We start from the raw sequence: 23,492 nt of genomic DNA, 5'->3' as shown, positions 1-23,492 counted from the left end.
TACGTTTTTCTACAATCTCGCACGCGTGCTGAAACCCGATTGCAACGGGACCGAAACCCCGCTGCAAACCGGCTTCGGCGCAATACAAGGCGGCGTCACGACCGCTAAAACCTATTAGAAGGGACCGACACCAGCATGACCGACACGACAGTCTTCACTCCCAACGACACCCGGCGACGCATCTTCGCAATCGTCGGCGCCTCATCGGGCAACCTCGTTGAGTGGTTCGATTTCTACGTCTACTCGTTTTGCGCGCTGTACTTCGCACCCGCGTTCTTTCCGAAGGGCGACACGACGGCGCAACTGCTGAACACAGCGGGCGTTTTTGCAGCGGGCTTCCTGATGCGCCCGATCGGCGGCTGGTTCTTCGGGCGTCTCGCCGACAAGCGCGGCCGGCGCTTCGCAATGATGGTGTCGGTGTTCATGATGTGCGGCGGCTCGCTCGTGATCGCCGTCGTGCCCACGTATGCGCAGATCGGCGCGCTTGCGCCCCTGTTGCTGCTGCTTGCACGCTTGTTCCAGGGCCTGTCCGTGGGCGGAGAGTACGGCACGAGTGCAACTTACATGAGTGAAGTCGCGCTCCAGGGACGCCGCGGCTTTTTCGCATCGTTCCAGTACGTGACGCTGATCGGCGGCCAGTTGTTCGCGCTGCTCGTGCTCGTGATCCTGCAACAGGTGCTGACGACGGAAGAGCTGAAGGCATGGGGCTGGCGGATTCCGTTCGTGGTCGGCGCATTGTCGGCGCTGGTCGCGCTGTATCTGCGCCGCTCGCTCGACGAAACGACGACGGCCGAAATGCGTCAGCGCAAGGAAGCGGGCACGCTGCGCGGGATGTGGCAGCACAAGGGCGCGTTCTTCACCGTGCTTGGTTTCACGGCAGGCGGCTCGCTGATTTTCTACACGTTCACGACGTACATGCAGAAGTACCTGGTCAACACGGCGGGCATGCATGCGAAGACGGCAAGCAACGTGATGACGGCCGCGCTCTTCGTGTACATGGTGATGCAACCGCTGTTCGGCGCATTGTCGGATCGTATCGGCCGCCGCAATTCGATGCTGCTGTTCGGTTTCTTCGCGACGATCGGCACGGTGCCGCTGCTGCATGCGCTGAAGGATGTGACGAGCCCCGTCGCGGCATTCGCGCTGGTCGTGACCGCGCTTGCCATCGTCAGCTTCTATACGTCGATCAGCGGCCTGATCAAGGCCGAGATGTTCCCGCCGGAAGTGCGCGCGCTCGGCGTCGGCCTGTCGTATGCGGTCGCGAATGCGATCTTCGGCGGCTCGGCGGAATATGTCGCACTGTGGCTCAAGCAGGCGGGCAGTGAATCGTCGTTCTACTGGTACGTGACCGCTCTGTGCGCGATTGCGGGGCTCGTGTCGTTCCGCATGCGCGATCCGTCGAAGGTAGGGTATCTGCGCAACGAACCGTGATGCGCCCGGCCTGACCCGATGTGATGCAACAAGCGGCTCTGTTCGATGAACAGAGCCGTTTTACTTTGCACGCGTCATTTTTCGTGGCCGCGCTTTTACGGAAACGTCGGCGCGGAAGGCGGCAAACCGCGCCATCTCATCGAGACGAACGCGCGCGCGATCAGCGACAGATGGTAGTAGAGCCGCGCATCGCGACCGTACCGATACGCATACAGATGCGCGAGCGCGACGCGCAGCGCGGCCCGGGCGCATCGGCTTCGCGAAGCAATCGTCGTCGTGGATCAACGAGATCTTGTCGCCGCTCGCGCGCAAAGAGGCTCGCGACGTTGCGCGCCTGCCCGAGCGGCGGCTCGTTCTTCACGTAGCGGATGCGCGCATCGTGCGCATAACGCGCTTCGATCGGGTGTTGTGTGCGCGCGTCGCTCGAATCGTCGCCGATCAAAATCTCGACGTTCGCATGGGTTCGAGCCAGGCACGAGTCGAGACACTCGACGATCAACGCCGGCCTGTTGCACGTCGGCACGCAAATGCAAACCTTGCTGGATGTCGTCATTGTTTTCCGCCTCGCTCCAATGTGGTAACAGCGAGTGCTTCACATGACGAAGCAGTCGCTGCTGCCAACAAGGTAGATGAACGACACGAAAAAATAACCAGAAATAATTCCGCCAAAAATGCGCGTGTGTCGCGGGACAATGCGCGGATTGCACTGAAAAAAGTGGCTGCGCCGCATCGCGCGCAGGCCGCCGTGTTCGTTGCGGCGAACGGTTTTCGCCGCGCGCTTTTGCGTCAGCCGACGGAGGGCTCGCCTTCGCCCGCATTTTTGCCCGGGCGATCGGCTGGCGACCGCTTGCGGCCGTCGTCGACGCGCTCGGGCATCTTGCTCTTTTCGTTATCGCTGTGGACAGGGTGCTTCGGATGTTGGGCGTCACTGCCCGGACTCGTGGTGGCCGTGCGTTGCTTTTCGTTGCACATGAGACGCTCCCTTTGACAATAGCCGCTTTCCATCGAGCAATTGCCGCTCCCGTCCCGCCGTTGCTAGACTCTTTCGCGAGGGCGCCACATGAAGAACAGCCTGACCAGCGGAGACAACACATGAGCAAGATCGCATTCCAGGATTTCGAACGGCAAGTCATGCAACGCCACGTGATTCGAGGGCACGTGTACGAAAACGCAGCCGCGCTCGTCGATCGCGCGAATGCTTGGATTGCCGAGCACAACATCGATGTGATCAACGTCGAAAGCCTGTCGACGTTCGGCTCCGGCGACGATACGAGCGTGAGCCACTGGTACTCGGGGATTCGCGTCTGGTATCGCACGCAATAGTTCTGGATAGTGCGCGATAGCGCGACTGCGTGATCGTGCCGAGCAAACGCCGCGCAAATGCCGCGCTACTTGCCCGACACGATCAGTTTCAGTTTGCTCGCGCCGGCGGGCATCGCGGTGATCTGCGTGCGCGCGTCGCGTGGGCCGAAGTAGAAGTGCTGGCGCGCCGGCGAGTTCACGTCGTGCGTCGCGTCGGGCAGGCACGACGCGATGTCCGCGGCGACGGCCTGCAATGCCGTTGCGCTCGATCCCGCGCCTCCCGTCGGCGTCCACATGCATTCGTAGGCGCCCTTCGTAGCGGCGCATTGCGCGTCGTTGCCGTACGGCTGCGCGACGCCTTTGCCGTCGTCGGGCGTCAGTTGCGAGAATCCCGTCGGCGCGGCCGCGACGATGCGCTTGAGCGCGGCGCAAGGGTTGGGTGCATCGTCGGCGCGAATGGTTAGCGGACCCAGCGCCGTTGACGCGACGACTGCAATCGCGCCGATTCGACGAAGCGCGAGCATTCGATGGTGGCGTTGCGTATGGCGCATCTGCGTCTCCTTGGCGTTGACGTCGGAACGGATGGCCGCATCGGTGTTTCGCAGCCGATCTGTCCAGCGAGCATGCAATCAGCGCGCCTGATTCCCCGCCTTATCTAGACCGATAGATATGCATCCGCGTCATGCGCCCGCAGCGCTGCCGTGTTCTTCGCGTTCAAGCGTGCGCGTGCGGCGCAATTCGGGAAAGAGCCGCATCCACGTCAGCGCGATCGCAATGGTCGCGCAACCGCCGACGAGTACGGCAGTCTGCGCGCCCCACCATCCCGCCGTCACACCGGACTCGAACTCGCCGAGCTGATTCGACGTGCCGATGAACAGCGAATTGACGGCGCTCACGCGGCCCAGCATGTCGTCGGGCGTGCGCAACTGCACGAGCGACAGGCGCACGACCACGCTGATCACATCGGATGCGCCGAGCGCCATCAGCGCCAGCAGCGACACGATGAACGAATGCGACAGCCCGAACACGAGCGTCGCGATGCCGAACGCGATTACGCCGCCGAACATCGCCGCGCCCGGCCGGTTGCGCAGCGGAAAATGCGCGAGCCAGATCGTGCCGCCGAGCGCGCCCACGGCCGACGCCGAGCGCAGCAGGCCGAGTCCGAGCGGTCCGGCATGCAGCACGTCGCGCGCGAAGATCGGCAGCAGCGCAGTTGCGCCGCCGAACAGCACGGCGAACAGATCGAGCGACAGCGCGCCGAGTATGACCGGCTGGCTGCGGATGAAGCGCACGCCGGAGAACACCGATTCGAGTGTGACGGGCGCGCGCGGCACGGGCTTCGTGCGCAGCGGGATCGTGCTGACGGCGGCGGACGCGAGCGCGAACGACAACGTACACGCGAGATACGCCGCGCCGGGACCGACGCCGTAGAGCAGCCCGCCAAGCGCCGGGCCGCCGATCTGCGCGGCCTGGTTCGCGGACGTCGCCCAGGCCGTCGCCTGCGACAGCTGCGCGCGCGGGACGACGCCCGGCAACAGCGACGCGACGGCAGGGGACTCGAACGCGCGCGCCGCGCCGACGCATGCGGCGAGCACATAGATCACGGGCGCGCTGATCCAGCCGCCGAACGTGCTCCACGCGAACAGGGCGGCGGCTGCGCATTCGAGTCCCTGGCAGATGGCCGCGATGCGTCGCCGGTCGTAGCGATCCGCGACCTGACCGACGACGAGCGTCAGCACGAACATCGGCAGAAACTGCGCGAGCCCGACGAGGCCGAGCGCGAATGCGCTATGCGTGAGCGCGTAGATATGCCAGCCCATCGCGACGGCGAGCATCTGAAACGATAGCGACGAGAGCACGCGTGTGCACCAGAAACGCTGGAACGGCGTCTGACGCGGCAAGCTGATTTCAGGTTCGCGAGTGGTTTCGCCGACGAGCGTGTCGAAGGTCTCCTCGTCGTTGTTGCCGGCGGGTGGTGTTTTCATCAATAAATGAATGGGCGTCCCAGATAACGGGCCATCGAATGCGTGCGCGGGTATCAGGCACCGCATTTGCACGCGCAGTTGAAAGAAGCTCGACGCAACGACGTGTCGAGCTAGGGCATCGTCGGGCCGCCAGTGTAGAGCAAGTCGGTCTCCTTTGCCGTTTCGTGCCGGATGGCGCCGGTCCAGCCTTGCCTCCGACGCCGCCTTTTCTTGTGCCGCATTCGCGTCACGTCCAATTTCCATCGAACCGCAATACAACCATGGATGATCTGCTCACTCGCATATTTCACCTGCAACCCTCGCTGGTCGTCACGTTCACGCATGATCTGATGCATGCGGGCGTGGCGATCCTGATCCTGATCGTCGGCTGGTGGGTGTCCAACCGGACTGGCGCGCTGCTGTCGAAGGGGCTGGCCCGCACGCGTGCGGACCCCACGCTCGCGCCGATGATCAATGCGATCGGCGCGTGGGCCGTGCGCGTGCTCGTGTTGTTCGCGGCGCTGAGCGAAGTGGGCGTCGCGACAGCGAGCGTGCTGGCCGTGCTCGGCGCCGCCGGCCTCGCCATCGGCCTCGCGTTGCAGGGCACGCTGCAAAATATTGCAGCCGGCATTATGTTGCTGTTGCTGCGGCCGTTTCGTGCCGGCGATGTGATCGAAGGCACGGGCGCGACGGCGGGCATCGTGCGCGAAGTGGGTCTCTTCACGACGCGCATCGAACGCAGCGACGGCAACGCCGTCTTCGTGCCGAACAGCCAGATCTGGAGCAACCCCGTCATCAATTACTCCAGCGGCGGGACGCAGCGCATCGAAGCGGAAATCGGGATTGCGCAGCGCCAGGACGTGGCAGGCGCCATCGATGCGCTGAAGAAGCTGATCGCCGACGACCCCCGCATGCTGGGCGGCACGACGCTCGCGCCGATGGTCACGGCATCGGACTATCCGCAGGGCGGCGGCGCGGCGCTGCGCATTGCCGTGTGGGTGAGCGGAGCGGACGCGCAACTGGCTGCAGCAGATCTGCGGGAGCGCTCGCGGGCCGTGCTCGAAGAAGCGGGCTTCAAGGTGGCGCAGCAGCCAGCCGCGAAGAGCGGGCAGGCATGGGCGCATGTATGAATCGGCTGGGCGTGATGCGTGATGCACGTTGCTAGCTTTTAGTGCATCTCGGTGTCGGCTGCTGTCGTGGCCGTGTGACGTGCTGCATTGCGATGCACATGCAGCCGACTTCATCGTAATCGCTGCTTTCGGGGAGCGGCATTTCGTCCCCATGCGCCGGATAAAAAATCCGGCCGATCCATTCGTTCCAGCCATAGAAGACTGCCGCGCTTGCTGGCGCATGCACTCCAAGTCATGCGCTGCTTTGCCGATAGCCGGCTAGCCGGAATGCACCGAGACATCTAACGTCAGAATCATGCGCATCGCAGTCCTACTGGCTCCCGATTTGGGAGACGGCGGGCGCGTCCGCGCACGGACGAACAAGGGCGTGTTGCAAAGCCGCAATTGATCTAGGTGAAAACCCTGGCATTGAGGTAAAATGCGGCGTCAAAGGAAAAGATGCCATGCCGCCCCGTTTTCAGTTTTTTGAAAAAATTGCCTTCTCGCTGGTCGTGATGTCCGCCGTGCTGTGTTCCGGCTATATCGCGTGGGAATCGTCGCCCGGTTTCCAGGAAGCCGTGCACGCGAGTGCCACTGTTGTCCGCTGGAGCGGCGACTACTCGTTCATCTGCGCATCGACGACGACCAACGCCTGCGATCAGCTTCCCCTCGACTGACTCCTCGATGCTGATTCCCGCGACACGCTGGCGCGCCTCTCCGCCGAGGCCAGCGAGCAGCGGCGCGTAATTTTCACTCCCTCCGTTGGCGCTTTTTTCAAAGCGCCAACCGGCCATCCCGCGTCACCCGCACGCCGTCTCGAACGTGCTTCTGGAATGTCATTTGCGTGCAACTAGCGGCTGGGCTTCGTCCGTCGCACGCGGTATGTAGCCCAATTCTTCGAAAACCGTCTTCGCCAGCCCGTCGATCAGCAGGTCGGCACCCACGGTCCAGAACCATTCCGATGCACCCAGGAGACGCGCCATGACACCTGCTTCCCAGTATGAAATGCAGATTCTGCAGGCGGACATACGCATGCTGCTCAAGGTCGATGACGACGCGATCGAACTATTTCCGGGCGCAGCAACTGGCGGCGGCGTGGCCAGCAAGCCCTACGCGGTGCTGCATACCGATTCGCTCGCGACGCTATGCGGCTGGCGCGAAGCGATGCAGGAAGGCGGACGCCCGTACCGCCTGCTGAACAACCTGTATGGCTATCGACAGGAAGTGAATAACCCGGACTGGTAGTGCACGTTCAGTGCATCTCCAGCACACCCGCAATGCACCTTCTCTTGCGCGCCGTTGCAGCTCTGCTCTTCGGCGCGCGTTCCCCATGCCGGAACACCGCTGAACGCGGCGCATGCTGACGATACTGCTCACGGCCGTCGTCACGCTCGTCGTCGTGCTCGTGATCGCCAATCTGTTGACAGGCGAAAAGAAGATCGAGCATAAGATCGGACGTCTGTACGGCAGCCACGATCCTCAGTTCATCCGCTCGATGGGCCTGTTGCTCGGTCCGCCCGTCGTATCCGGCAACCGCTTCGATGTGCTGCTCAACGGCGACGAAATCTTTCCGTCGATGCTGGAAGGCATCGCGAGTGCGCGGAAGACCATCACGTTCGAAACCTTTATCTACTGGTCCGGCGCAATCGGCGAGCGGATCGCCGTCGCGCTGTCGGAGAAGGCGCGAGCAGGCATTTCAGTGCAGGTGCTGCTCGACTGGGTCGGTTCGCAGAAGATGGACAAGCGCTATCTGCGCATGCTCGAAGAGGCCGGCGCGGAAGTGGTCCAGTTCCACAAGCCACACTGGACCGGGCTTGGCCGCATGAACGACCGCACGCACCGCAAGCTGCTCGTCATCGACGGACGCATCGGTTTCACGGGCGGTGTTGGCATCGCGCAGGAGTGGACGGGACATGCACAGGACGAGATGCACTGGCGCGACACGCACTTCCGCGTCACGGGCCCGGTTGTCGGTCATATGCAGGCTGTCTTCATGGACAACTGGATCAAGGCGACCGGCAATGTATTGCATGGGCCCGACTATTTTCCCGAGCCCAACGACGAAGGCGCTGGGCTCGCGCACATGTTCAGCAGTTCACCGTCGGGCGGCAGCGACGACATGCAGTTGATGTACCTGATGGCCATCACGGCGGCTACGCGCTCGATTCACCTTGCGAGCGCCTATTTCGTGCCCGACAGGCTGACCATCAACGCGATCGTCGAAGCCGCAAAACGCGGCGTCGCCGTGCAGATCCTGACACCGGGCAAGCGCATCGACACGCATACCGTGCGCGAAGCCTCGCGCGCATGCTGGGGACCGTTGCTCGAAGCGGGCGTGCAGATGTTCGAGTATCAGCCGACGATGTTTCACGTCAAGCTGCTGGTCGTCGACGACTATCTGGTGTCGGTCGGCTCGACGAATTTCGATTCGCGCTCGTTCAAGCTCAACGACGAGGCGAATCTCAATCTCTACGATGAAGCGTTCGCGCGCCGTCAGACGCAGATTTTCGCCGACGATCTCGCGAAGTCGAAGCGCGTGACGCTCGACGACTGGAAGCGGCGGCCGTGGATGGAGAAAGTCGTCGACCGCGTCGTGTCGCTGCTCGATCCGCAGCTTTGACGCGCGGCGGCGCACGCCGCCCGGGTGGGTCGGGCCCGACCGCGCTTTGAGCGCACGGCGCGCATCGGTGGCTCGTGTTTTGGCGGATCACCCGCAGGCGGCTCCTCGGCGGGCGGCATGCGGTCAGGCTCGCGCTCGGGAACGGGCGGCGAGTCAGGGCCAGGATCGGGATCGTCGTTCGGCGCCGGGTCGGGATCGACGTCGGGTGGCGTCGGCGTATGCAGCCGCTGGCTGACCGGATAAGCGAAAAAAGGAAAAGCAGTCTGGTGCAGGTTCATCATGCAGTTCTCATGAGTGCAGTTCGATACACGACGAAATCCGCAATGCATGTGCCATCTACCGCGAGTGGCGGCGAAGGCACGATAGTTCAATGCAAGATACTGCACCGCGCTAGAACCGCTCGATCATCCCGACCTGCACCCCGCGCACAGGCGCCCCAGGATAGGCAGCGGGCAGGCCCACCACATTGACGCCGCGCAGCGTGAATGTGGCCTCGCCGCGATTCTCCAGGTCGGCGGCGCTCAGATACAGCGACAGCGCCTTCGACACCTGGTAGCCAAACATGAGGCTGAACTGGTCGGCATCGTTGTTGCCGCCGCTGCGATCGCGCGCATGCGCATAGCCGAGCGATGCACTGGCCTGCGGCGTGATCTGCCACAACGCGGACAGCGACAGGCCGTCGTCGTGATAACGGGGCGTGCCGCCATCGCCGTTGAAGTACGCGACGTAGCCCGTCAACGCACCCCACTGGTAAGAAGCGCCCGCGAAGTTCGCGCGCAGCGCGCCGCTGCCATGCGTCTGCTGATGCGCGTACAGAAGCTTCATCGGACCGAGCGCCCAGTCCGCCGTCACGTAATACCCGCCGATACCGTTGCCATCGCCAGGATCACGCAGCGCATACATGCCTGTCGCGCTGAATCCCCAGATGGTCGGCGACAGGTAGGCGAGCGCGTTATCCGTGTACGGCGTGATCTTCGACAGGTTGTTCAAGCCCGACGCGATCGTGCCCGCGCCGAATGCATCGAGTTGCCCTTTGAACGGGATATAGATCGGCGAATACTGGCGCCCGAGGCGCAACTCGCCCCATGCGCCGTGCGCGCCGATCCATGCTTGCCGGTTGAAGATGCTGCCTGGCACGGAGAACTCGCCGCTCGATGAATCGAAGCCGTTCTCGAGCGTGAAGATCAGGCTGTTGCCGTTGCCGAGCGGCTCGCTGCCGCGCAACCCGACACGCGTGCCGCGCCAGGCGCCGGAGTCCATGCGCGCGACGTAGCCGCTGCCGGGATTCGTCACTTCGATGCTGGTGTCGATCAGACCGTAGAGCGTGACGGAGGCTTGTGCATGCGCAGGCGTCGCGAGACCGGGCGCAACGAAGAGCGCGAGGCTGAACACGCTCGACCCGAACCAGAACAGACCATGCGATGCACGAACCCGAAAACGGTGTGACTGACGACATGACGCGGCGGACGTAGGCATCGACAGGTCTTGTTATGACGTTGCAACGTTATCGTGCTGCCGATATCGGGCGGAATGCCGTCGACGAACAGGCCGCTTATGCGTACAACTTTTGCGTACAACTACAGGTACGTGCGAATACTAACCGAACGGGATGCGCGCGACGCGTGCAGTCTCACGCGACAAAGCGGCGCAACATGTTGGCTATATCTTCGCTACATGTTGGTATAGGAACTGCACCAGCCGCCGCCTGCCACCTGTTTCGCGCCGAAGAGCGTGCAGCCGCCCCATGCATCCGTCGGGTTGCCTTGAAAGAGCGAGCAGTTACTGCAGGTCTGTCCTGCCTTGTAGTTCGGAAAGCGCGCCTTGTCGACTTTCGCTGCGACGATGACGTAGCCGACCGCCTTCGCAGCCGGATCGGATTCGCTCAGCTTGTTGTCCGCGCGGGCGTCGCGGCTTGCTGCGAGCGCCGCGCACAGGCTGGCCGCGAGGCCGCCGGCCGCTACGATGAACTCACGCCGGGTCGTTGTCATGATGGTTCTCTGCTGGGTGAGGAACGGGTACGGGTGAAATCGACGGCATCGGCCGCCGATGATTGATGGCGACGAACACGCCCATCAGCATCAGGAACGCGAGCACGAGCAGGCTCGCGTTGATCATCACGCGTTCGTAGCCGAGCTCGCTGACATCGATGAACGGATACGGATAGAAGTCGGAGAACGCGCCACGCAGCATCGTCAGCGCGAGATAGCCGAGCGGATAGACGAGCCACCACAGCAGATGGCGCAGCGTCAGATGAAAGCGCGGCACGAACAGCAGCCAGTACAGCGCGGCAAGCACGGGCACGATCGTATGGAGGCTTTCGTTGAGCAGCACGCGCCAGCCCGACGGCGTCCAGGTATGGCGCAGCAACACGTTATACGCGATGCCGACGAACACGATATACACGGTCACGGCCGTCACGACAGTCGGCTTGCGGAAGAAGCGGACCAAGGGAAGAAAGCTCACGCGGCTGCGCTGATTGAAAAACCCGACGCACGTGAAGCAGAGCGCGCACGCGAAGATCGTCAGATTGGTCAGATAGCTGGTGAGCCGCTCGATGCCGTCGATCACGCCGAAGCCATACGTGAGCATCCGGTGAACGGTGATGTCCGTTTGCGCCGCGAACGCGCACCATGCGATCAGCGCGATCGACGCGGCCAGCGCAACCGAGGCGACGCTCGGCGCAGAGAGCGGCAGTTCGGACTCGGCCGCTGCAACGACGACGGACGGCGAGCCAAGGGACGCAGGCTTCTTCATGCGTCGATTCTATACGCGTGAAGCGGCGCGTGCAGAGGCTCGATTCGTCGGCGGCAAAAAGAGAGCCGGCACGCGGATCGCCGCGGCCGGCCCATCTCAACGTCCGTCAGGGGACGCAGGAACCCGGATCGTGATGTCAGTGGTCAGTGACCGTGATCGTCGTGAGCGTGAACCTGGTCGTCATCGTCATCGCGGCCGCACACGTCACCGTGGCCGTGGTCGTCGTTCGATACGCCTGGCAGACGCTGCGCGACATAGTGGGGTAGATCGGCGCGGTCGATGGCGAACACGAAGAACTGGTTCGGATTCGCAATGCCCGACGGGTGGTTCGTATCGGTGACGGTCGCGAGGAAGTCGTTGTCGTTCGCGATGAATAGCGTGTGCTTCTTCACGCCGCCCACCGTCACGTCCGGGCCGAATGCGAGGCCTTCGAGCTTCGCGGGAATGTCGGTCGGCTTGTAGCCGTGCGCCGTGAGCGCGGCGACGACATCGAGGAACAGCGTCTTCTTGAGCGCATACGGCGCGAGGCCGCTCTGGCCGCTCGCCTGGCTCACGTCCTGCGCGCCCGTCAGATCGATGCGGAAGACCTGCTTGAACGCGGCCGTCGAATCGTCGCCGAGACCCTTGCCGTCGCGCTCATCCATCAGCAATTCATGATCGTTGATGGCGAGCACGTCGCTGATCGTCGGGTACTTGGGCTTGGCCGTCGTGCCGATGTTCGTGAGCGGGTACGCGTACTGCGTCGTGCGGCCCGTGCGGATGTCGATCTTCACGATGCGCGTGTACGCGCCGTTCGTGCCGCCGTCCTGGATCAGCGGGCTTTGCATCGCACCGAAGAGCGTCGTGCCGTCGGGCGAAATCGCGAGACCTTCCATGCCCTTGTTCGCCACGCGGCCCGACGTGTTCATGCTGATCTCGTCGTCGCCGACGGGCGAGAGCGTCGATACGGCGAACGTGTCGGGCAGCTTGTACGTCGCGATGCGGCGGCCGCTCTTGCGGTCGAAGCGGTACACGTAGGGGCCGTACTCGTCCGAGATGAACACGCTGTCGCCATCGTTCGCGACGCGGATGCTCTCGGGATCGAAGCGGGCGTCGAGCGGATACGTCGACAGATGGGCGGGATCGAAGTTGTCGGAGCGACCCGTGAAGTAGTTCGTATGGTTCTGGGTGTTGAGTTCCGGTGCACCGTTCGGCACGCTGTAAGCGGCGCCCGCGCCATACACGAGATGATCGGACGTGTGCAGCAGCGTCGTGTCGAGGAGCTTCGGCGTCAGCGTGAACGGCAGCGACGAACCCTTCGGCGCTTCCTTCAGATGCAGGCGCAGCGTCTGGAAGCGATTGATGTACGACGCGGTGTCGTCGATGGCCGCGTTATACGAAATCGCGTTCGGGCCGCGATCCGGCACGGCGAGGAACGTGTGACAGCCTGCATAGCCGATCCCCGATCCGATGCCGCCGAGCAGATTGCCGGGCGCGCCGTTTTCGAGCTTGCCTGCCGTGTCTTTCGACTTGTCGAGGAGATTGCCGTCCAGTTTGCCGATCGCGATCAGGTCGACGGTGGCGTGAGCGGCGGGTGCAGCGGCAAGCGCCGCGAGCGATGCGATGGCACCGAGCAGGGTGCGGGCGAAGAGTCGTGAGCGCAGCACGGAAATGTTCCTTGAAAGGAGCAACGTGAGGAGGGCAGCGCCGGGAGTGCGAACGGTGAAAGCGGGGGGCAACCCGGACGCAAGGTTTGTTACTTGTTCATTACCGATGGCCGATGGTGCGTGACGCGTGTGTCGAACATATGACGGCACACGCTCACGAGCCGCGCGCAATGTGCGATGGCGTACATTCTCACGAGCATCCGTCATCGATGCGCGCGCAATCAGTATGCCGGCGCATGAAAGCGCGACGCAGCCCGATGCCGCTCGCCGATCTCGGGCTCGATCGGCGCATGCTACGATGAACGCGACCGTCCACTGCAAACCGTGAATCCAACGCGATATGGCAACCCTTTACGCGAAGCTTGGCGTGTCTCAAGACGCCACCTTGGAAGAGATCAAACGGGCGTACCGGAAGGCCGCGATGAAGTGGCATCCCGACCGCAACGTCGGCCACGAAGACGCTGCGCGCGCAACGTTCCAGGAGATCAAGGACGCGTACGCGCTTCTCTCCGACGAAAACCAGCGCAAGATCTACGACTCGGTCTATGAGCAGGAAATGCGGCGCTGGGAGGCGCTTCACAAGCGTCAGCAGGAGAAGGAGGCGGATCGGGCGCGCAAGGCGCAGGCCGCCGCGCAGGCGGAGTACGCGCGAATGGTCGGCGTCGCGATGCGCTTTGCCGACGAAGGCCACAACCGCGACGTGCTGTTCGGCGTGCTGCTCGGCCGCGATTGCGATGCCGATACAGCGCAGCGTATCGCCGACAGTGTGTGGGCGCTGCAGGAGTCGCGGCGCGCGGAGCATGACGAGCAAACCGCGAATGCGGACCACACGGCCGACGCCGATGTACAGCCAGAGCCCGCCGAACAGGCCGCGCGCTCGCCATCTCAAGCTCAAGCGGCTGCGGCGAAGCACGACAAGCCTTCGCACGAAGGGCGCGCGGCGAATCTTTTCGATTCGCTGTGGCAGGGCTTTTTCGGCGTTCGCTCATGACGTGCTGCTTGCCCGCCATGCTGGTTTTGCGTCCCGCACCCTCTAAAATGGTGTGATGGACTTACGCACGGACATGTTTCGATGAAAGACGCTTTTGAACGACGCGCGTTGCTGCTGCATCTCGGCGACGCGCTGCATGCAATCGATGCGGCGCTGGCCGCGGATGCAACGCGCCACACGGTGCGCGATCTGTTGGACGCTCACGCGGATCTTGCAGCACATGCATGGCTCGCAGCGATATCGCCTGCGACGAAGGCAGCGGACTTCGCGAAGCAGGCAAGCGCATCGTTTGTCGCGTGGCCCGCACAACTGCTCGAAGAGCAGGTCGATTACGCGCAACTCGCGCTCGCCGTGCGCGACAACCTGTTTGCGGACGATGCGGCGGGCTGGCGTGCTTATGTCGATGCGATGAAGCGCGAAGTCGAATGGTTCGGCGATGCGTTGCCTGCGCATGTGGAGCCGACTGCGCAGACGATCGAGTCCGCAAACGCAGACGTGCCCTCAGCCGATGCCGCCGACGCAACCGACGTCGAGCGTGCCGAAGAGCCGGGCGAGCCGCGGCGCGAGAGCGTCGAGAGCAACGGGCGCTTATATCCGTCATGGCCGTGGAAGCCTGGCGTGTGACGCGGGTCGTGCTCACGCTTTAGCATCGGATCGAACACCAGGCGCTTCAAAAGACACCGCCTCGCAGCAGCCGACGCTATGTCGACCGCGAACGAGGCGGCAGCGTATGACGTGTTCAACGCGCGCGATCAGTAGCCTCCCCAGCGCTCGCGTCGATGCTCGCGCCATTCGTGCTCGCGCCACGCTTCATGGCGACGCCATTCGTGTTCGCGCCACTCATGCTCACGCCATGCACGACGCGCGCGCCAGTCGTCATCGACATAGCCGACTGCTACGGGGGCGGGCGCAGCGTACACGGGTTGAGCCGGCACGACCACGCCTGGCACACCGAGGCCGACGGCCACATCGACATGAGCGGAAGCGGCCGCCGAAACCGCCAGCATCGTCAGACCGATAGCTGCACCCAGCATCACCTTTTTCATTGTTTGCTCCCTGCGCATCGTTGCGCGTGACTGATTACGGCTTCAGTCTAGGGGCGCACGGACGACACAGGTGCTACAGCGCTGCGAGAAAAGTAACGCCGGGTTACGGCACGCCTTCATGCCTGCGATGATCCGCACATGGCTCGCAGAAGGTTCGCACACGATTCGCGCACTATCGGTTGACGTCGACCACGAGGCGCCCGCGCACCTTGCCGTCGAGCACATTGGACGCTGCGGCGAGTGCTTCGTCGAGCCCGATCTCCTTGACCATCGATGCAAGGCGCTCGGTGTTCAGGTCCTGTGCGATGCGTTGCCATGCGTCGACGCGGCGTGCGCGCGGCGCCATCACGCTGTCGATGCCCGCAAGCGTCACGCCGCGCAGAATGAAGGGCGCGACGGACGCGGGGAAGTCCATGCCTTGCGCGAGCCCGCATGCCGCGACGATGCCGCCATACGCGGTGCCGGCGCACGCATTCGCGAGCGTGTGACTACCGACGGCATCGATCGCGGCGACCCAGCGTTCCTTCGCGAGCGGCTTGCCGGGCGAGGACAGTTCCGCGCGATCGATGATCTCCTGCGCGCCCAGTTCATGCAGATAGGCCGCTTCGTTCGGCCGGCCCGTCGACGCGATCACCTGATAGCCGCGCTTCGCGAGCAGCATGATCGCGACGCTGCCGACACCGCCCGCCGCACCCGTGATGAGCACCTTGCCCTGATCGGGCGTCACGCCGTGACGTTCGAGCGAGAGTACGCACAGCATCGCGGTGTAACCTGCCGTGCCGACGGCCATCGCATCGCGCGAGGTCAGCGGAGCAGGCGTGCGCACGAGCCAGTCGCCGTTCACGCGGGCGCGTTGCGCGAGACCGCCCCAATGCTTTTCGCCGACACCATAGCCGTTCAGGATCACCTGATCGCCGGCTTTCCAGTACGCATGCTCGCTCGATTCGACGACGCCCGCGAAGTCGATCCCCGGCACCATCGGAAAGTTGCGCACGACGGGCGAGCGTCCCGTGATCGCAAGCGCATCCTTGTAGTTGAGCGTCGACCATTCGACGCGCACGGTCACATCGCCAGCAGGCAGATTCGCTTCGTCGATTGTCGTGACGGACGCGCGGTTGCCGCTGTCCTGCTTCTCGATCAGTATCCCTTTCATGATTCCGTCCGTTGAGTTCGCGTGTTATCGGGTGCGTATAAGTCTAGGCCAATGCCGGTTTTTTGACTGCGCGCCCCGATGCCGCGTGCGCATCGCGTCGTTCGACGATGCATGAAACCATTGCCGCATGGAGATGAAGTGCGTGGGCCCGTCGATGGAGAAATGCGAACGGCACGCATGCGTTCTGCGCGCATGCGTGCCGTCTGCGTTTCGTCGGATCGATGAGGCCGCGTCGCCTGTGTCGCGCACTAGCGCGTGTAGTAGCCGCGCTGCTGCATGCACTTCGAGTAAGCGGCCCAATAGCGGACCATCGGCGGTTCGGGCGGCGGCGGTGGCGGCATCTCGGCCAGCGACGGGGATGCGGGCATCGGCGTGCTCGCGCCCGATGCGGCTTCTGCGCCGGATGCCGCGGCGGCGCCCGATGCGCCCGACGCCGCCGCGACCGTCGTCGCGGGCGCGCCGCTGGCCGCGCTTGCTGCGTTTGCAACGTGGGCGCCGCTTGCAGTCGTCGCGCCGCTCGCAACGACGGGCGCGGACGCGGCCGAAGTGGCCACCGCCGCGGATGCGCCCGATGCCCCCATGGCGGCGGGCAGAGGCGGGTTGACGGGCGCAGGCGCAACGATGGGACGCGGCGCTGTCTGCGCGGCCTGGTCGGGAGGCGGCGGACGCTGCGACTCGCGCGCCATGTTCACGTGCGTCGTCTTGTTTGCATCTGCGTAACACAGAGCCGAATCGATGGTCTGTTGTCCGGGGCTCTGACTGCGTCCGGGAACGGTCATCGGTTGCTGCGCGACGGATGCGCCACTGATGAAGAGCAGCGCAATTGCTGCATGGGTGAAGCGTCTCATGGGCGAGCGGACTCCCTGGCGAAGTATTGATCTTGTCGGCGCGGATTCGCGGCGCGAAACGCGCGCGAAGCCACGTTGTGGGCCATGGCAAGCGGCCGTCAGGCCATCGCAAGCCGGAAGGTTGCTATTCCAGCATATCGCGTTGCAGCGGCGAGGCACGCCAGAAGCACGCCATTCGTCGCCAATTTCCGTGCTGCGGCGCGATATACGTCACAGTGTGATCATTGCCGCAGCCCGAACACGGCGACGCCGTTCGTCGCGCCGACATAGACCTTGCCGCGCGAGATCATCGGCGTGATGAACTTGTTGCCTGCGCCCCACTGGTCGCGCGTGCCGGCCTGATTACTGTTATAGAGCTCGCGGGCGAGATTGGTTGCATCGTATGCGTGCAGCGCGCCCGTGGTGCCGTTTTCGGCGGCCCACAGGATGGCGTTCGTCGTCCCGTTCGCCGAGATCGCCGGCACGGTGCCCGGATAGGCGAATGTCGTCGGGCTCTTCGACGCGGCAGTCGCCGCGAGCATCGCATTCGTGACGGGCAGCGCCTTGATGCTGTCGTTCAGGCCGCCGTAGTACACCGTGCCGTTGAAATAGGCCGGCGAGCCCCATATGCCGCCCGCCAGCGTGCCCGTGAGCACCTGCCAGATGTTGTTCGACGTGGGACTGAACTTGCCCATCGAGTCCCGATCGACGACATAGATCTTGTTGTCCTTGCCTGCCGCCACGGCGAGATGCTTGACCGTGCCGTCGGCTGTCTTCTGGTCGGGCAGCAGCATCGCACCGCCAGAGCCGAAGTCGTTGTCGTTGTTCGCGAGCTGCACGACGTCGAGCGGCGCGAAGTAGTCGGTGACTTTGAGCGGGCTCGTGGAGAGCTTCATCAACGAGTCGCCGAAGTTGCCGTCGACGGGGAATCCGTTTGCATCGAGCGTCGTGCCGAACGTGCCGTTGCCGTCGACCACATAGATCGATGCGCCATCCGATGCCATGCCGGAACCGGCCATCCAGACCGAGCCCTGATGCCCGTTCGGCGCGATGTTGACGACAGCTGTCTGCTTCAGGGTGTCGGCGCCGTAGCTCATGATCCAGCCCGTGTACGGGCCGGACATGCAATGCGCCGTCCACCCCATATAGATGTTCCCGTTGACGAGCGTGAGGGCCGCGCGCTCGGTATGCAGCGACGGATCGAACGTGAGCACGCCGTTGACACTGTTGCCGCCCGTGCCCGGATAGGTCGCGGCAATTTCACTCGGGCCGCCGAACAGTTCCGCGCCATTGGTCAGGTCGAGCGCATGCAGGCGATGATGAATGCCGCCGCTCGCGTCCTTCGTCATTGCGACGGCATACAGCGCGCCGTGCGGTCCGCGATTGCGATCGATGACGGGCGTCGACGTAATGCCGATTTCGGGCGTGATGTCGCCGCAGCCGCGATCGTCGCTGGGTGTTTCGTTCGCGCCCGTCAGCGACACTTGCCACAGCAGTGCGTGGTTGTCCGCGTCATACGCATAGACGCTGTTGTGTTCGCTGACGACATAGATCACGTTGTGAGTCGTTCCGTTGATCGACAGGCTCGTGACCGACAACGGTTGACCATCGACCTTGCCATCGGCCGCGAGAAACGCGATCTTGCCGAACAACGCCGAATTGACGTTGGACAGCGTGAGTGTCGTTTCGGCGAGCATTTGCCCGGTGCGCGCGAGATCGTTGTGATGCATCAGCACGTCGGTAGCGAGCGCGACGGTGGACGGTGATGACATCGTGCCGCCCGTCGTGCTGTTGCCCGAGCCGGAGGCAGATCCGGATGTGCCGTTGCCCGAACCCGACGCTGATCCGGAGCCGGAGCCGGAGCCGGAGCCAGATCCAGAACCCGAGCTTGAACCCGATCCCGAACTGCCGGTCGTGCTGGCGTTGTTCGTGCTGTCGCTGTTCGACGAGCCGTTGCCGCATGCGGTGAACAGGAGCGCGAGTGTCAGCGCGGCAGTGGTCTTGCCAAGGCAGGTGAAGGTGCAGGGCGGTTGCGATGAGCGACGGCGCGCATGATCGCGCGATACTGAATGCAATGGCTGCATGCCAGTCTCCTCGCGCCCGAATGAGCGCCCCCCGCACAGTGGCATGGCGCGCTCTTCTTCGCGGCGCGGCCAATCCTTCCATGTTAAGAAGGTCGGCCCGCGATGGGACGACATCGCTTCGGCTATTTCCGCCAGATGTGTGCAAGTGTCTGTCGACCGCGCCGATGAGTGGCAACGCCCGGCAAGATCTAGTGCTGGCGATAGAGCAGTCTGTTGTCGCTGACGGGAGGCGCGGCGGGGGCGCTATCGGGCTGCACAAAGGCCTGCACGGTGGGAGGGGGCGCCGTGTGCGGCACAGGTGCAGCGGGCGGCGCTTTTGCCGCGACGCTTCGCACGGCGGCAGTATGTGCCTTGGCGTCCTGCTGCGGCGTTGCGGGCGTCGTCTTGACGGGCTTGCGCGCGCTTTGTGCCGTGGTCTCGACACACGGCGAGCGTGCCCCGCATTCGGGAATCGAAGGCTTCGAGGGCTTCGCACTCATCTTGTGATCGCGTGGCGTTGTCGTTTCGACGACGCGCGCGCGCGTCGGCTCGGTGCCTGCAACCTGACGCGCGCGCGCCGCAGGTTGAGGCAACGGAGGTGCAAGCGGTTTCGCGGCGACCTGGTTCGCGGATGTTTTGTTCGAGGCAGGCGGTGCCGATCGGGACGGCAGGCTCGGCGCGCTGCTTGCGAGCGTGCTGCTATGCGCGTTGGCGGGCGGGATGGCTGCCGTGCCTGCAATCGCGGCAGCATCCGCGACATCGAGACTGCGCAACGCTTCGATCTGCTCGCGCAGGGTACGCGCGAGTTCCTGGGTACGTTCTCCGATCGTCGGGTGATCGTGATGTAGGGCTGCTCGCAGTTCGTTCTGGCTCACGATGCGGCGCAAGCGGCTTTGCATCGCGTCACGTTGCGTCAACGTAACGTATGTCCCGAACGCAATCGCAAAGCCGAGCAGCACAATGGCTGCGCCAGCGCTCAGACTCCAGTCCGGCGTTCCCACCGACGCAGGGGCAGCGAGGCGGCGCGGTCTTGGCGCGATGCGCCGGAAGAGCGGCGACGGCGTGGAGTTCAGGGCACGCGCTTCGTCGGTTGACGACGGTGCGGGATTGTCAGGCGCTGAGGCGTCGAGGGGAAATAGCAGGTCGAGTGGGTGCGCAGGAAGGTCGCGCTGCACCACAAGGTTCGTCTCCGGCGTCTTGTCGCATTGCTCGTGCGGCATCGCAGGACGCTTGCGCATCGTGTCCATGGTGGACTCCCATGCCGGCATTGCAGACGGCATCGCACATTCTTCTCGTTGGCAACCATTGTGTGCAGGACGTGGCCAGGTCACGGGCGATACATCTCTCGCGTGATCGCAATGGTCTGTCAGCAATATGTGTCAGCTTGGTCAATAGGTCAATGAAACTGCACTATTGGTTTCAAAAAATGTTGTTTGTGCGTGAAGGAATCAATTCATGCGGTCGTCGCAATGAATTGCGAGGCTTTCTGCTGCGCAATAGATATGAAGATTAAAACGACTAAACGGGTAATGGAAAAGTCAATAGAAATGAAGTGGTGAGGCAATGTCCTGGTTTTAAAAAATAAAAATTAAATGGAGATAAATCCGCCAGTGCTTTTACGCCAATGGCGGATCCGTTTGATAGACGCCCGAAGGTGTCTGGTAGGTTCGACCGCATCGTCGCCACAGCGAAAGCGCGCCTTAATATGTCCCTTATCACCATTTCGGTGCGTACATACCAATCAACTCATAAAATCTTCATACGTTACAAAGAGTTACCGGGTTTCGGCAGACGTAAACGCTTCCATTCGGTAGGATTCGGCCTGGCAAAATGGAATCCGATGTCACATTGATTTTGTGTGACGCCTGACGAGCAAGATCAGCGGACGTTCTGGCTTAAGTGCAATGCAGTATGTCCATTCGTCATACGTGATTGCCTGCAGTATCCGGATTTCATCTTGTAGTTACATCTGGTTGCAATCGGTTGAGCACGGCCTCACTCGCGCGGAAAGAAGCGGCGGGCATGCAGGAAATGCGTCGCTCGAAACTACCGGCACCGCGTCGCACCTGTAGTCGGTGAAGTAACAACGACTCGGCGTGCAAGAAAGCCAACCTTGAAATCGAGTGTCTGAATTCGGGCATTTTTGCCAGTCGTTTTCGGACGGATTTCGATTGCCCATTCGCATTTCATGAAAGTCAATTCCCTTCTTGTTTCCTCTTCAATAGCAATCCTTCTCGCGGGCTGTGGCGGCGGTGGTGGCAGCAACGACGCGGCTTCCACGAACGCGTCTTCTACAAGCACGAACTCGACGAGCGCATCGACGAACAGCGTTTCCCAGCAGCCGGGAACTTCGGCTGCCAACGCAACGGTCAACGGCAATACGGTGGGGAACATCAGTTGCGCGTCGCCCGTAAAGGCGGGCGCAGCCGCGGGCGGCACGCAGATTTCCGCAGACACGCCGAGCAGCGACGGCACGCGCATGTTCGCGTCGGGAGCCAGCTTTCCGCTCGCATTCACGACGAACGCGGGCAATGCGGATACTCTCAACTGGTCGATTACCGATACGACGGGCCGGGTTGCGGCAAGCGGGAGCTTTGATGTGCCGGGCGGCGCGTCGCAAACGACACTCACATGCAAGTCGACGCTCGCGGGTTATTTCGCGGTGTCTGCAAGCCTGAAGACGGCCGGTGGTGTTCTGCCGCAAGCGGGTACACGTCCCACGGGCATCGCAACGTTTGGCGTGATCCCCGACCTGTCGAGCGTCGTGCCTGCCGTCACCTATACGAAGCAGGAGCAGCACCGCTTCGGCATGCAGGGTGAGAACGACCACGCAGCGGTGCTTGCCGGCCTCGGCATCACGCAGATCATCGATGACCGCCAGATGTCCACGATGGAGCCGAACGGTGCGAATACCTTCAATCCGTCGGCCAGCAATCTGGATGCGTTCTATACGACGGGCAACGTGATGCGCCTCATTCGTCTCGATGGCCTGCCGGGCTGGGCATCGACGACGGGTACGTTCCAGGACTTCACGGCGTTGCCGAAGGACATGTCGTATCTGCAGAACTACATGAGCCGTGTCGGCACCGAATCGAACGCGATCCGGCAGAAGTACTTCCCGAAGCAGTCTGCGAACTTCTATCAGGTGACGTGGGAGCCAAATCAGTTCTGGACGGACACGGATGCCAATTTTGTGTCGCTGTACCAGTCGGTCTATCAGGGCATTCACTCGACGGACCCGAATGCATTCGTAATGGGGCCGACGGATGCGTTCCCGAGTCTCACGAACGAACGGCTGAAACGTATTGCGTCGCTTGGATTTGGCAAGTACATCGACGGTGTCGCGACGCACGGCTACTACGATGCAGGCACTTCTCCTTCGCATCCGCCTGAGCGTCTCGCAACCGATCCTGATCCGGCAACTGCCGCGAACGCGCTGAACAACTCGATACGCATGCTGCGCACGACGATGCTCAACCAGTACCGCTCGGGCATGAAGCTGTATCAGACGGAAGTCGGCATCAGCTACGACCTCGGCTCGGCATACGGCCCGAACTATCCGACGGGTAACGTCCTGTTCGCGCAGGGCGCAGTGGTGGCGCGTACGCACATCATCCTGCTCGGCGAAGGCGCGGACGTTTCGTACGTGTTCTACGGCGCGGACTATCCGGATGAAGTCGGATACGGTACGTTCTTCGATCTGTCGAATGCTCAAGGCTCGTTTGGTGCGACCAATATCAGTCCGAAGCCGGCTGCCATGGTGATGAGCGCGATGACGCGAGTCCTCGATGGCACTAACACACTCGGTCCCGTGAAGAACACGCCGTCGGGCGTCTATGCGTATTCGTTCCAGCAACTCAACAATGGTTCGGTAATCACTGCTTTGTGGGCGCACAACAATAATGTGTGGAATGCGAATGCGGGCTTCAGTTCGACGTATAGCGTTGCGTACGACCTCGTCGTGGATGCGCCGGGTACGAGCGGTACGGTCAAGGTAGTCGACATGATGGGCAACCCGATGACCATGAACTATACGGACGGTACGTTGAAGCTGAATCTCACGGAAGCGCCTGTCTATGTAGTGTCGAACAATGCGAGTGTCGCTAAGAGCAACGTGAATCCGCCGCCGGGTTACGTCGGCTCCTGATTGGTGCCGTATATGCAGGTGGCTTGCTTGCGGTATCGGCAGTACATGTGAAAAACGCGCGGTTGTCCCGCGCGTTTTTTTCGTCTGCGCTTCGCTATTGCGAGGAGAGTGCGGTGCGCCTAAGTAAGTAGCGCTGCAATTTTTTTAAAGCGTCACGAAATAAGTTCTTGACAGGCCCTATGGCCCCCCGCATAATTCGGCCTCTCCAAACGACGGGGACGCGAAAAAGCAGCGGCTTTTAGCGGTGTTCTTTAAAAACTAACAGCCGACAGGTGTGGGTGCTCGATGATGGCGCGCGGTGGTTCGTATGAGCTGCCGAAGGCAAAAGTAATCGAGTCTCACACAGAAAGAAATTGAGGAAGGTTTGATAGGGTTGAGAAACCCGGTCGAACCATCTGTCAGTGATTTTGAGTGAGCGACCGGTTCGTCAAGAACCGAA

The 23,492-nt window shown here is 62.7% G+C and carries 24 protein-coding genes and 1 pseudogene; 10 read left to right on the top strand and 15 right to left on the bottom strand.

The features are described from left to right. Nucleotides 1-135: 135 nt before the first annotated feature. A complete protein-coding gene (locus tag VSR68_RS16380) occupies nt 136-1,431 on the top strand; it encodes an MFS family transporter (protein ID WP_342940859.1) in 1,296 nt (431 codons plus the stop codon). A gap of 267 nt (nt 1,432-1,698) precedes the next feature. Here VSR68_RS16380 and VSR68_RS16375 read toward each other — a convergent pair. After that, a pseudogene (locus tag VSR68_RS16375) lies at nt 1,699-1,984 on the bottom strand (glycosyltransferase family 2 protein); the annotation flags it as partial. Between the two features lie 233 nt (nt 1,985-2,217). Next, nucleotides 2,218-2,403 carry a hypothetical protein gene (locus VSR68_RS16370; RefSeq protein ID WP_342940858.1) on the bottom strand — a complete coding sequence of 62 codons (186 nt, stop codon included), beginning with the start codon at nt 2,401-2,403 and terminating at the stop codon, nt 2,218-2,220. Between the two features lie 120 nt (nt 2,404-2,523). Here VSR68_RS16370 and VSR68_RS16365 point away from each other — a divergent pair, with 120 nt between their 5' ends. Continuing rightward, nucleotides 2,524-2,754 carry a hypothetical protein gene (locus tag VSR68_RS16365; protein ID WP_087735271.1) on the top strand — a complete coding sequence of 77 codons (231 nt, stop codon included), beginning with the start codon at nt 2,524-2,526 and terminating at the stop codon, nt 2,752-2,754. 65 nt (nt 2,755-2,819) lie between these two features. On the opposite strand, the gene VSR68_RS16360 is transcribed toward VSR68_RS16365, so the two are convergent. Further along, nucleotides 2,820-3,257 carry a hypothetical protein gene (locus VSR68_RS16360; RefSeq protein ID WP_428983525.1) on the bottom strand — a complete coding sequence of 146 codons (438 nt, stop codon included), beginning with the start codon at nt 3,255-3,257 and terminating at the stop codon, nt 2,820-2,822. 156 nt (nt 3,258-3,413) lie between these two features. Further along, the gene (locus tag VSR68_RS16355) at nt 3,414-4,718 is read right to left on the bottom strand and encodes an MFS transporter (RefSeq protein WP_342940856.1); all 1,305 of its coding nucleotides are present in this window, start codon (nt 4,716-4,718) and stop codon (nt 3,414-3,416) included. 260 nt (nt 4,719-4,978) lie between these two features. Here VSR68_RS16355 and VSR68_RS16350 point away from each other — a divergent pair, with 260 nt between their 5' ends. After that, the gene (locus tag VSR68_RS16350) at nt 4,979-5,827 is read left to right on the top strand and encodes a mechanosensitive ion channel family protein (RefSeq protein ID WP_342940855.1); all 849 of its coding nucleotides are present in this window, start codon (nt 4,979-4,981) and stop codon (nt 5,825-5,827) included. Between the two features lie 443 nt (nt 5,828-6,270). Further along, the gene (locus VSR68_RS16345) at nt 6,271-6,483 is read left to right on the top strand and encodes a hypothetical protein (RefSeq protein ID WP_342940854.1); all 213 of its coding nucleotides are present in this window, start codon (nt 6,271-6,273) and stop codon (nt 6,481-6,483) included. A gap of 159 nt (nt 6,484-6,642) precedes the next feature. Here the strand turns inward: VSR68_RS16345 and VSR68_RS16340 are convergent, their stop codons facing one another. Beyond that, nucleotides 6,643-6,789, bottom strand: a complete 147-nt coding sequence (locus VSR68_RS16340) for a hypothetical protein (RefSeq protein WP_342940853.1) — start codon at nt 6,787-6,789, stop codon at nt 6,643-6,645. On the opposite strand from VSR68_RS16340, the gene VSR68_RS16335 reads away from it, so the two are divergent. Together VSR68_RS16335 and cls are read left to right on the top strand one after the other, a co-directional pair. Then, complete coding sequence (locus VSR68_RS16335; RefSeq protein WP_342940852.1) at nt 6,788-7,051, top strand: hypothetical protein; 264 nt, start codon at nt 6,788-6,790, stop codon at nt 7,049-7,051. The genes VSR68_RS16340 and VSR68_RS16335 overlap by 2 nt on opposite strands. Before the next feature lie 112 nt (nt 7,052-7,163). Continuing rightward, entirely contained in the window at nt 7,164-8,426 is a 1,263-nt protein-coding gene (gene cls / locus VSR68_RS16330; RefSeq protein WP_342940851.1) for a cardiolipin synthase, read from the top strand. A gap of 390 nt (nt 8,427-8,816) precedes the next feature. Here the strand turns inward: cls and VSR68_RS16325 are convergent, their stop codons facing one another. The 4 genes from VSR68_RS16325 to VSR68_RS16310 form a co-directional block, all read right to left on the bottom strand. Further along, nucleotides 8,817-9,902 carry a porin gene (locus tag VSR68_RS16325; protein WP_342940850.1) on the bottom strand — a complete coding sequence of 362 codons (1,086 nt, stop codon included), beginning with the start codon at nt 9,900-9,902 and terminating at the stop codon, nt 8,817-8,819. Nucleotides 9,903-10,096: 194 nt separating this feature from the next. Beyond that, the gene (locus VSR68_RS16320) at nt 10,097-10,414 is read right to left on the bottom strand and encodes a high-potential iron-sulfur protein (protein ID WP_342940849.1); all 318 of its coding nucleotides are present in this window, start codon (nt 10,412-10,414) and stop codon (nt 10,097-10,099) included. After that, complete coding sequence (locus VSR68_RS16315; RefSeq protein WP_342940848.1) at nt 10,395-11,180, bottom strand: Pr6Pr family membrane protein; 786 nt, start codon at nt 11,178-11,180, stop codon at nt 10,395-10,397. The genes VSR68_RS16320 and VSR68_RS16315 overlap by 20 nt, the downstream gene beginning before the upstream one ends. Nucleotides 11,181-11,323: 143 nt before the next feature. Further along, on the bottom strand, nt 11,324-12,826 hold the full coding sequence (locus tag VSR68_RS16310) for an esterase-like activity of phytase family protein (protein WP_342940847.1): 1,503 nt from the start codon (nt 12,824-12,826) through the stop codon (nt 11,324-11,326). 340 nt (nt 12,827-13,166) lie between these two features. Between VSR68_RS16310 and VSR68_RS16305 the strand changes: the two genes are divergently transcribed. After that, a complete protein-coding gene (locus VSR68_RS16305; protein ID WP_342940846.1) occupies nt 13,167-13,817 on the top strand; it encodes a J domain-containing protein in 651 nt (216 codons plus the stop codon). Nucleotides 13,818-13,898: 81 nt separating this feature from the next. Continuing rightward, complete coding sequence (locus VSR68_RS16300) at nt 13,899-14,441, top strand: hypothetical protein (RefSeq protein ID WP_342940845.1); 543 nt, start codon at nt 13,899-13,901, stop codon at nt 14,439-14,441. Between the two features lie 128 nt (nt 14,442-14,569). On the opposite strand, the gene VSR68_RS16295 is transcribed toward VSR68_RS16300, so the two are convergent. The 4 genes from VSR68_RS16295 to VSR68_RS16280 all read right to left on the bottom strand — a co-directional run bounded on the left by VSR68_RS16295 (nt 14,570) and on the right by VSR68_RS16280 (nt 18,615). Further along, nucleotides 14,570-14,863, bottom strand: coding sequence for a hypothetical protein (locus tag VSR68_RS16295; RefSeq protein WP_342940844.1), 294 nt, complete (start codon nt 14,861-14,863; stop codon nt 14,570-14,572). Nucleotides 14,864-15,035: 172 nt separating this feature from the next. Next, nucleotides 15,036-16,019 (bottom strand): MDR family oxidoreductase, encoded by a 984-nt coding sequence (locus VSR68_RS16290; protein ID WP_342941074.1) that lies wholly within the window; start codon nt 16,017-16,019, stop codon nt 15,036-15,038. Between the two features lie 245 nt (nt 16,020-16,264). Next, the gene (locus tag VSR68_RS16285; RefSeq protein WP_342940843.1) at nt 16,265-16,864 is read right to left on the bottom strand and encodes a hypothetical protein; all 600 of its coding nucleotides are present in this window, start codon (nt 16,862-16,864) and stop codon (nt 16,265-16,267) included. Nucleotides 16,865-17,085: 221 nt separating this feature from the next. After that, entirely contained in the window at nt 17,086-18,615 is a 1,530-nt protein-coding gene (locus VSR68_RS16280; protein ID WP_342940842.1) for a pyrrolo-quinoline quinone, read from the bottom strand. Between VSR68_RS16280 and VSR68_RS16275 the strand changes: the two genes are divergently transcribed. Next, nucleotides 18,599-18,898: a hypothetical protein gene (locus VSR68_RS16275; protein WP_342940841.1), complete on the top strand. Its 300-nt coding sequence runs from the start codon at nt 18,599-18,601 to the stop codon at nt 18,896-18,898. The genes VSR68_RS16280 and VSR68_RS16275 overlap by 17 nt on opposite strands. Nucleotides 18,899-19,115: 217 nt before the next feature. Here VSR68_RS16275 and VSR68_RS16270 read toward each other — a convergent pair whose 3' ends face one another. Both VSR68_RS16270 and VSR68_RS16265 read right to left on the bottom strand, forming a co-directional pair. Further along, nucleotides 19,116-20,153 (bottom strand): hypothetical protein, encoded by a 1,038-nt coding sequence (locus VSR68_RS16270; RefSeq protein WP_342940840.1) that lies wholly within the window; start codon nt 20,151-20,153, stop codon nt 19,116-19,118. A gap of 799 nt (nt 20,154-20,952) precedes the next feature. Beyond that, complete coding sequence (locus VSR68_RS16265) at nt 20,953-21,387, bottom strand: hypothetical protein (protein WP_342940839.1); 435 nt, start codon at nt 21,385-21,387, stop codon at nt 20,953-20,955. On the opposite strand from VSR68_RS16265, the gene VSR68_RS16260 reads away from it, so the two are divergent. After that, nucleotides 21,386-23,053 carry a hypothetical protein gene (locus tag VSR68_RS16260; protein WP_342940838.1) on the top strand — a complete coding sequence of 556 codons (1,668 nt, stop codon included), beginning with the start codon at nt 21,386-21,388 and terminating at the stop codon, nt 23,051-23,053. The two genes, VSR68_RS16265 and VSR68_RS16260, sit on opposite strands and share 2 nt — an antisense overlap. Nucleotides 23,054-23,492 lie beyond the last annotated feature (439 nt).

Source organism: Paraburkholderia phymatum (assembly GCF_038900715.1).
Classification (GTDB): domain Bacteria; phylum Pseudomonadota; class Gammaproteobacteria; order Burkholderiales; family Burkholderiaceae; genus Paraburkholderia; species Paraburkholderia phymatum_A.
This window is presented reverse-complemented; position numbering and strand designations above follow the sequence as displayed.

Excerpts from the sequence above, each read along its gene's own strand:
- VSR68_RS16380 (WP_342940859.1), top strand. The coding sequence starts at position 136 with ATGACCGACACGACAGTCTTCACTCCCAACGACACCCGGCGACGCATC.
- VSR68_RS16370 (WP_342940858.1), bottom strand. The coding sequence starts at position 2,403 with ATGTGCAACGAAAAGCAACGCACGGCCACCACGAGTCCGGGCAGTGAC.
- VSR68_RS16365 (WP_087735271.1), top strand. The coding sequence starts at position 2,524 with ATGAGCAAGATCGCATTCCAGGATTTCGAACGGCAAGTCATGCAACGC.
- VSR68_RS16360 (WP_428983525.1), bottom strand. The coding sequence starts at position 3,257 with ATGCTCGCGCTTCGTCGAATCGGCGCGATTGCAGTCGTCGCGTCAACG.
- VSR68_RS16355 (WP_342940856.1), bottom strand. The coding sequence starts at position 4,718 with ATGAAAACACCACCCGCCGGCAACAACGACGAGGAGACCTTCGACACG.
- VSR68_RS16350 (WP_342940855.1), top strand. The coding sequence starts at position 4,979 with ATGGATGATCTGCTCACTCGCATATTTCACCTGCAACCCTCGCTGGTC.
- VSR68_RS16345 (WP_342940854.1), top strand. The coding sequence starts at position 6,271 with ATGCCGCCCCGTTTTCAGTTTTTTGAAAAAATTGCCTTCTCGCTGGTC.
- VSR68_RS16335 (WP_342940852.1), top strand. The coding sequence starts at position 6,788 with ATGACACCTGCTTCCCAGTATGAAATGCAGATTCTGCAGGCGGACATA.
- VSR68_RS16340 (WP_342940853.1), bottom strand. The coding sequence starts at position 6,789 with ATGGCGCGTCTCCTGGGTGCATCGGAATGGTTCTGGACCGTGGGTGCC.
- cls (WP_342940851.1), top strand. The coding sequence starts at position 7,164 with ATGCTGACGATACTGCTCACGGCCGTCGTCACGCTCGTCGTCGTGCTC.
- VSR68_RS16325 (WP_342940850.1), bottom strand. The coding sequence starts at position 9,902 with ATGCCTACGTCCGCCGCGTCATGTCGTCAGTCACACCGTTTTCGGGTT.
- VSR68_RS16320 (WP_342940849.1), bottom strand. The coding sequence starts at position 10,414 with ATGACAACGACCCGGCGTGAGTTCATCGTAGCGGCCGGCGGCCTCGCG.
- VSR68_RS16315 (WP_342940848.1), bottom strand. The coding sequence starts at position 11,180 with ATGAAGAAGCCTGCGTCCCTTGGCTCGCCGTCCGTCGTCGTTGCAGCG.
- VSR68_RS16305 (WP_342940846.1), top strand. The coding sequence starts at position 13,167 with ATGGCAACCCTTTACGCGAAGCTTGGCGTGTCTCAAGACGCCACCTTG.
- VSR68_RS16300 (WP_342940845.1), top strand. The coding sequence starts at position 13,899 with ATGAAAGACGCTTTTGAACGACGCGCGTTGCTGCTGCATCTCGGCGAC.
- VSR68_RS16295 (WP_342940844.1), bottom strand. The coding sequence starts at position 14,863 with ATGAAAAAGGTGATGCTGGGTGCAGCTATCGGTCTGACGATGCTGGCG.
- VSR68_RS16285 (WP_342940843.1), bottom strand. The coding sequence starts at position 16,864 with ATGAGACGCTTCACCCATGCAGCAATTGCGCTGCTCTTCATCAGTGGC.
- VSR68_RS16280 (WP_342940842.1), bottom strand. The coding sequence starts at position 18,615 with ATGTCATCACCGTCCACCGTCGCGCTCGCTACCGACGTGCTGATGCAT.
- VSR68_RS16270 (WP_342940840.1), bottom strand. The coding sequence starts at position 20,153 with ATGGACACGATGCGCAAGCGTCCTGCGATGCCGCACGAGCAATGCGAC.
- VSR68_RS16260 (WP_342940838.1), top strand. The coding sequence starts at position 21,386 with ATGTTCGCGTCGGGAGCCAGCTTTCCGCTCGCATTCACGACGAACGCG.
- VSR68_RS16265 (WP_342940839.1), bottom strand. The coding sequence starts at position 21,387 with ATGCGCGTGCCGTCGCTGCTCGGCGTGTCTGCGGAAATCTGCGTGCCG.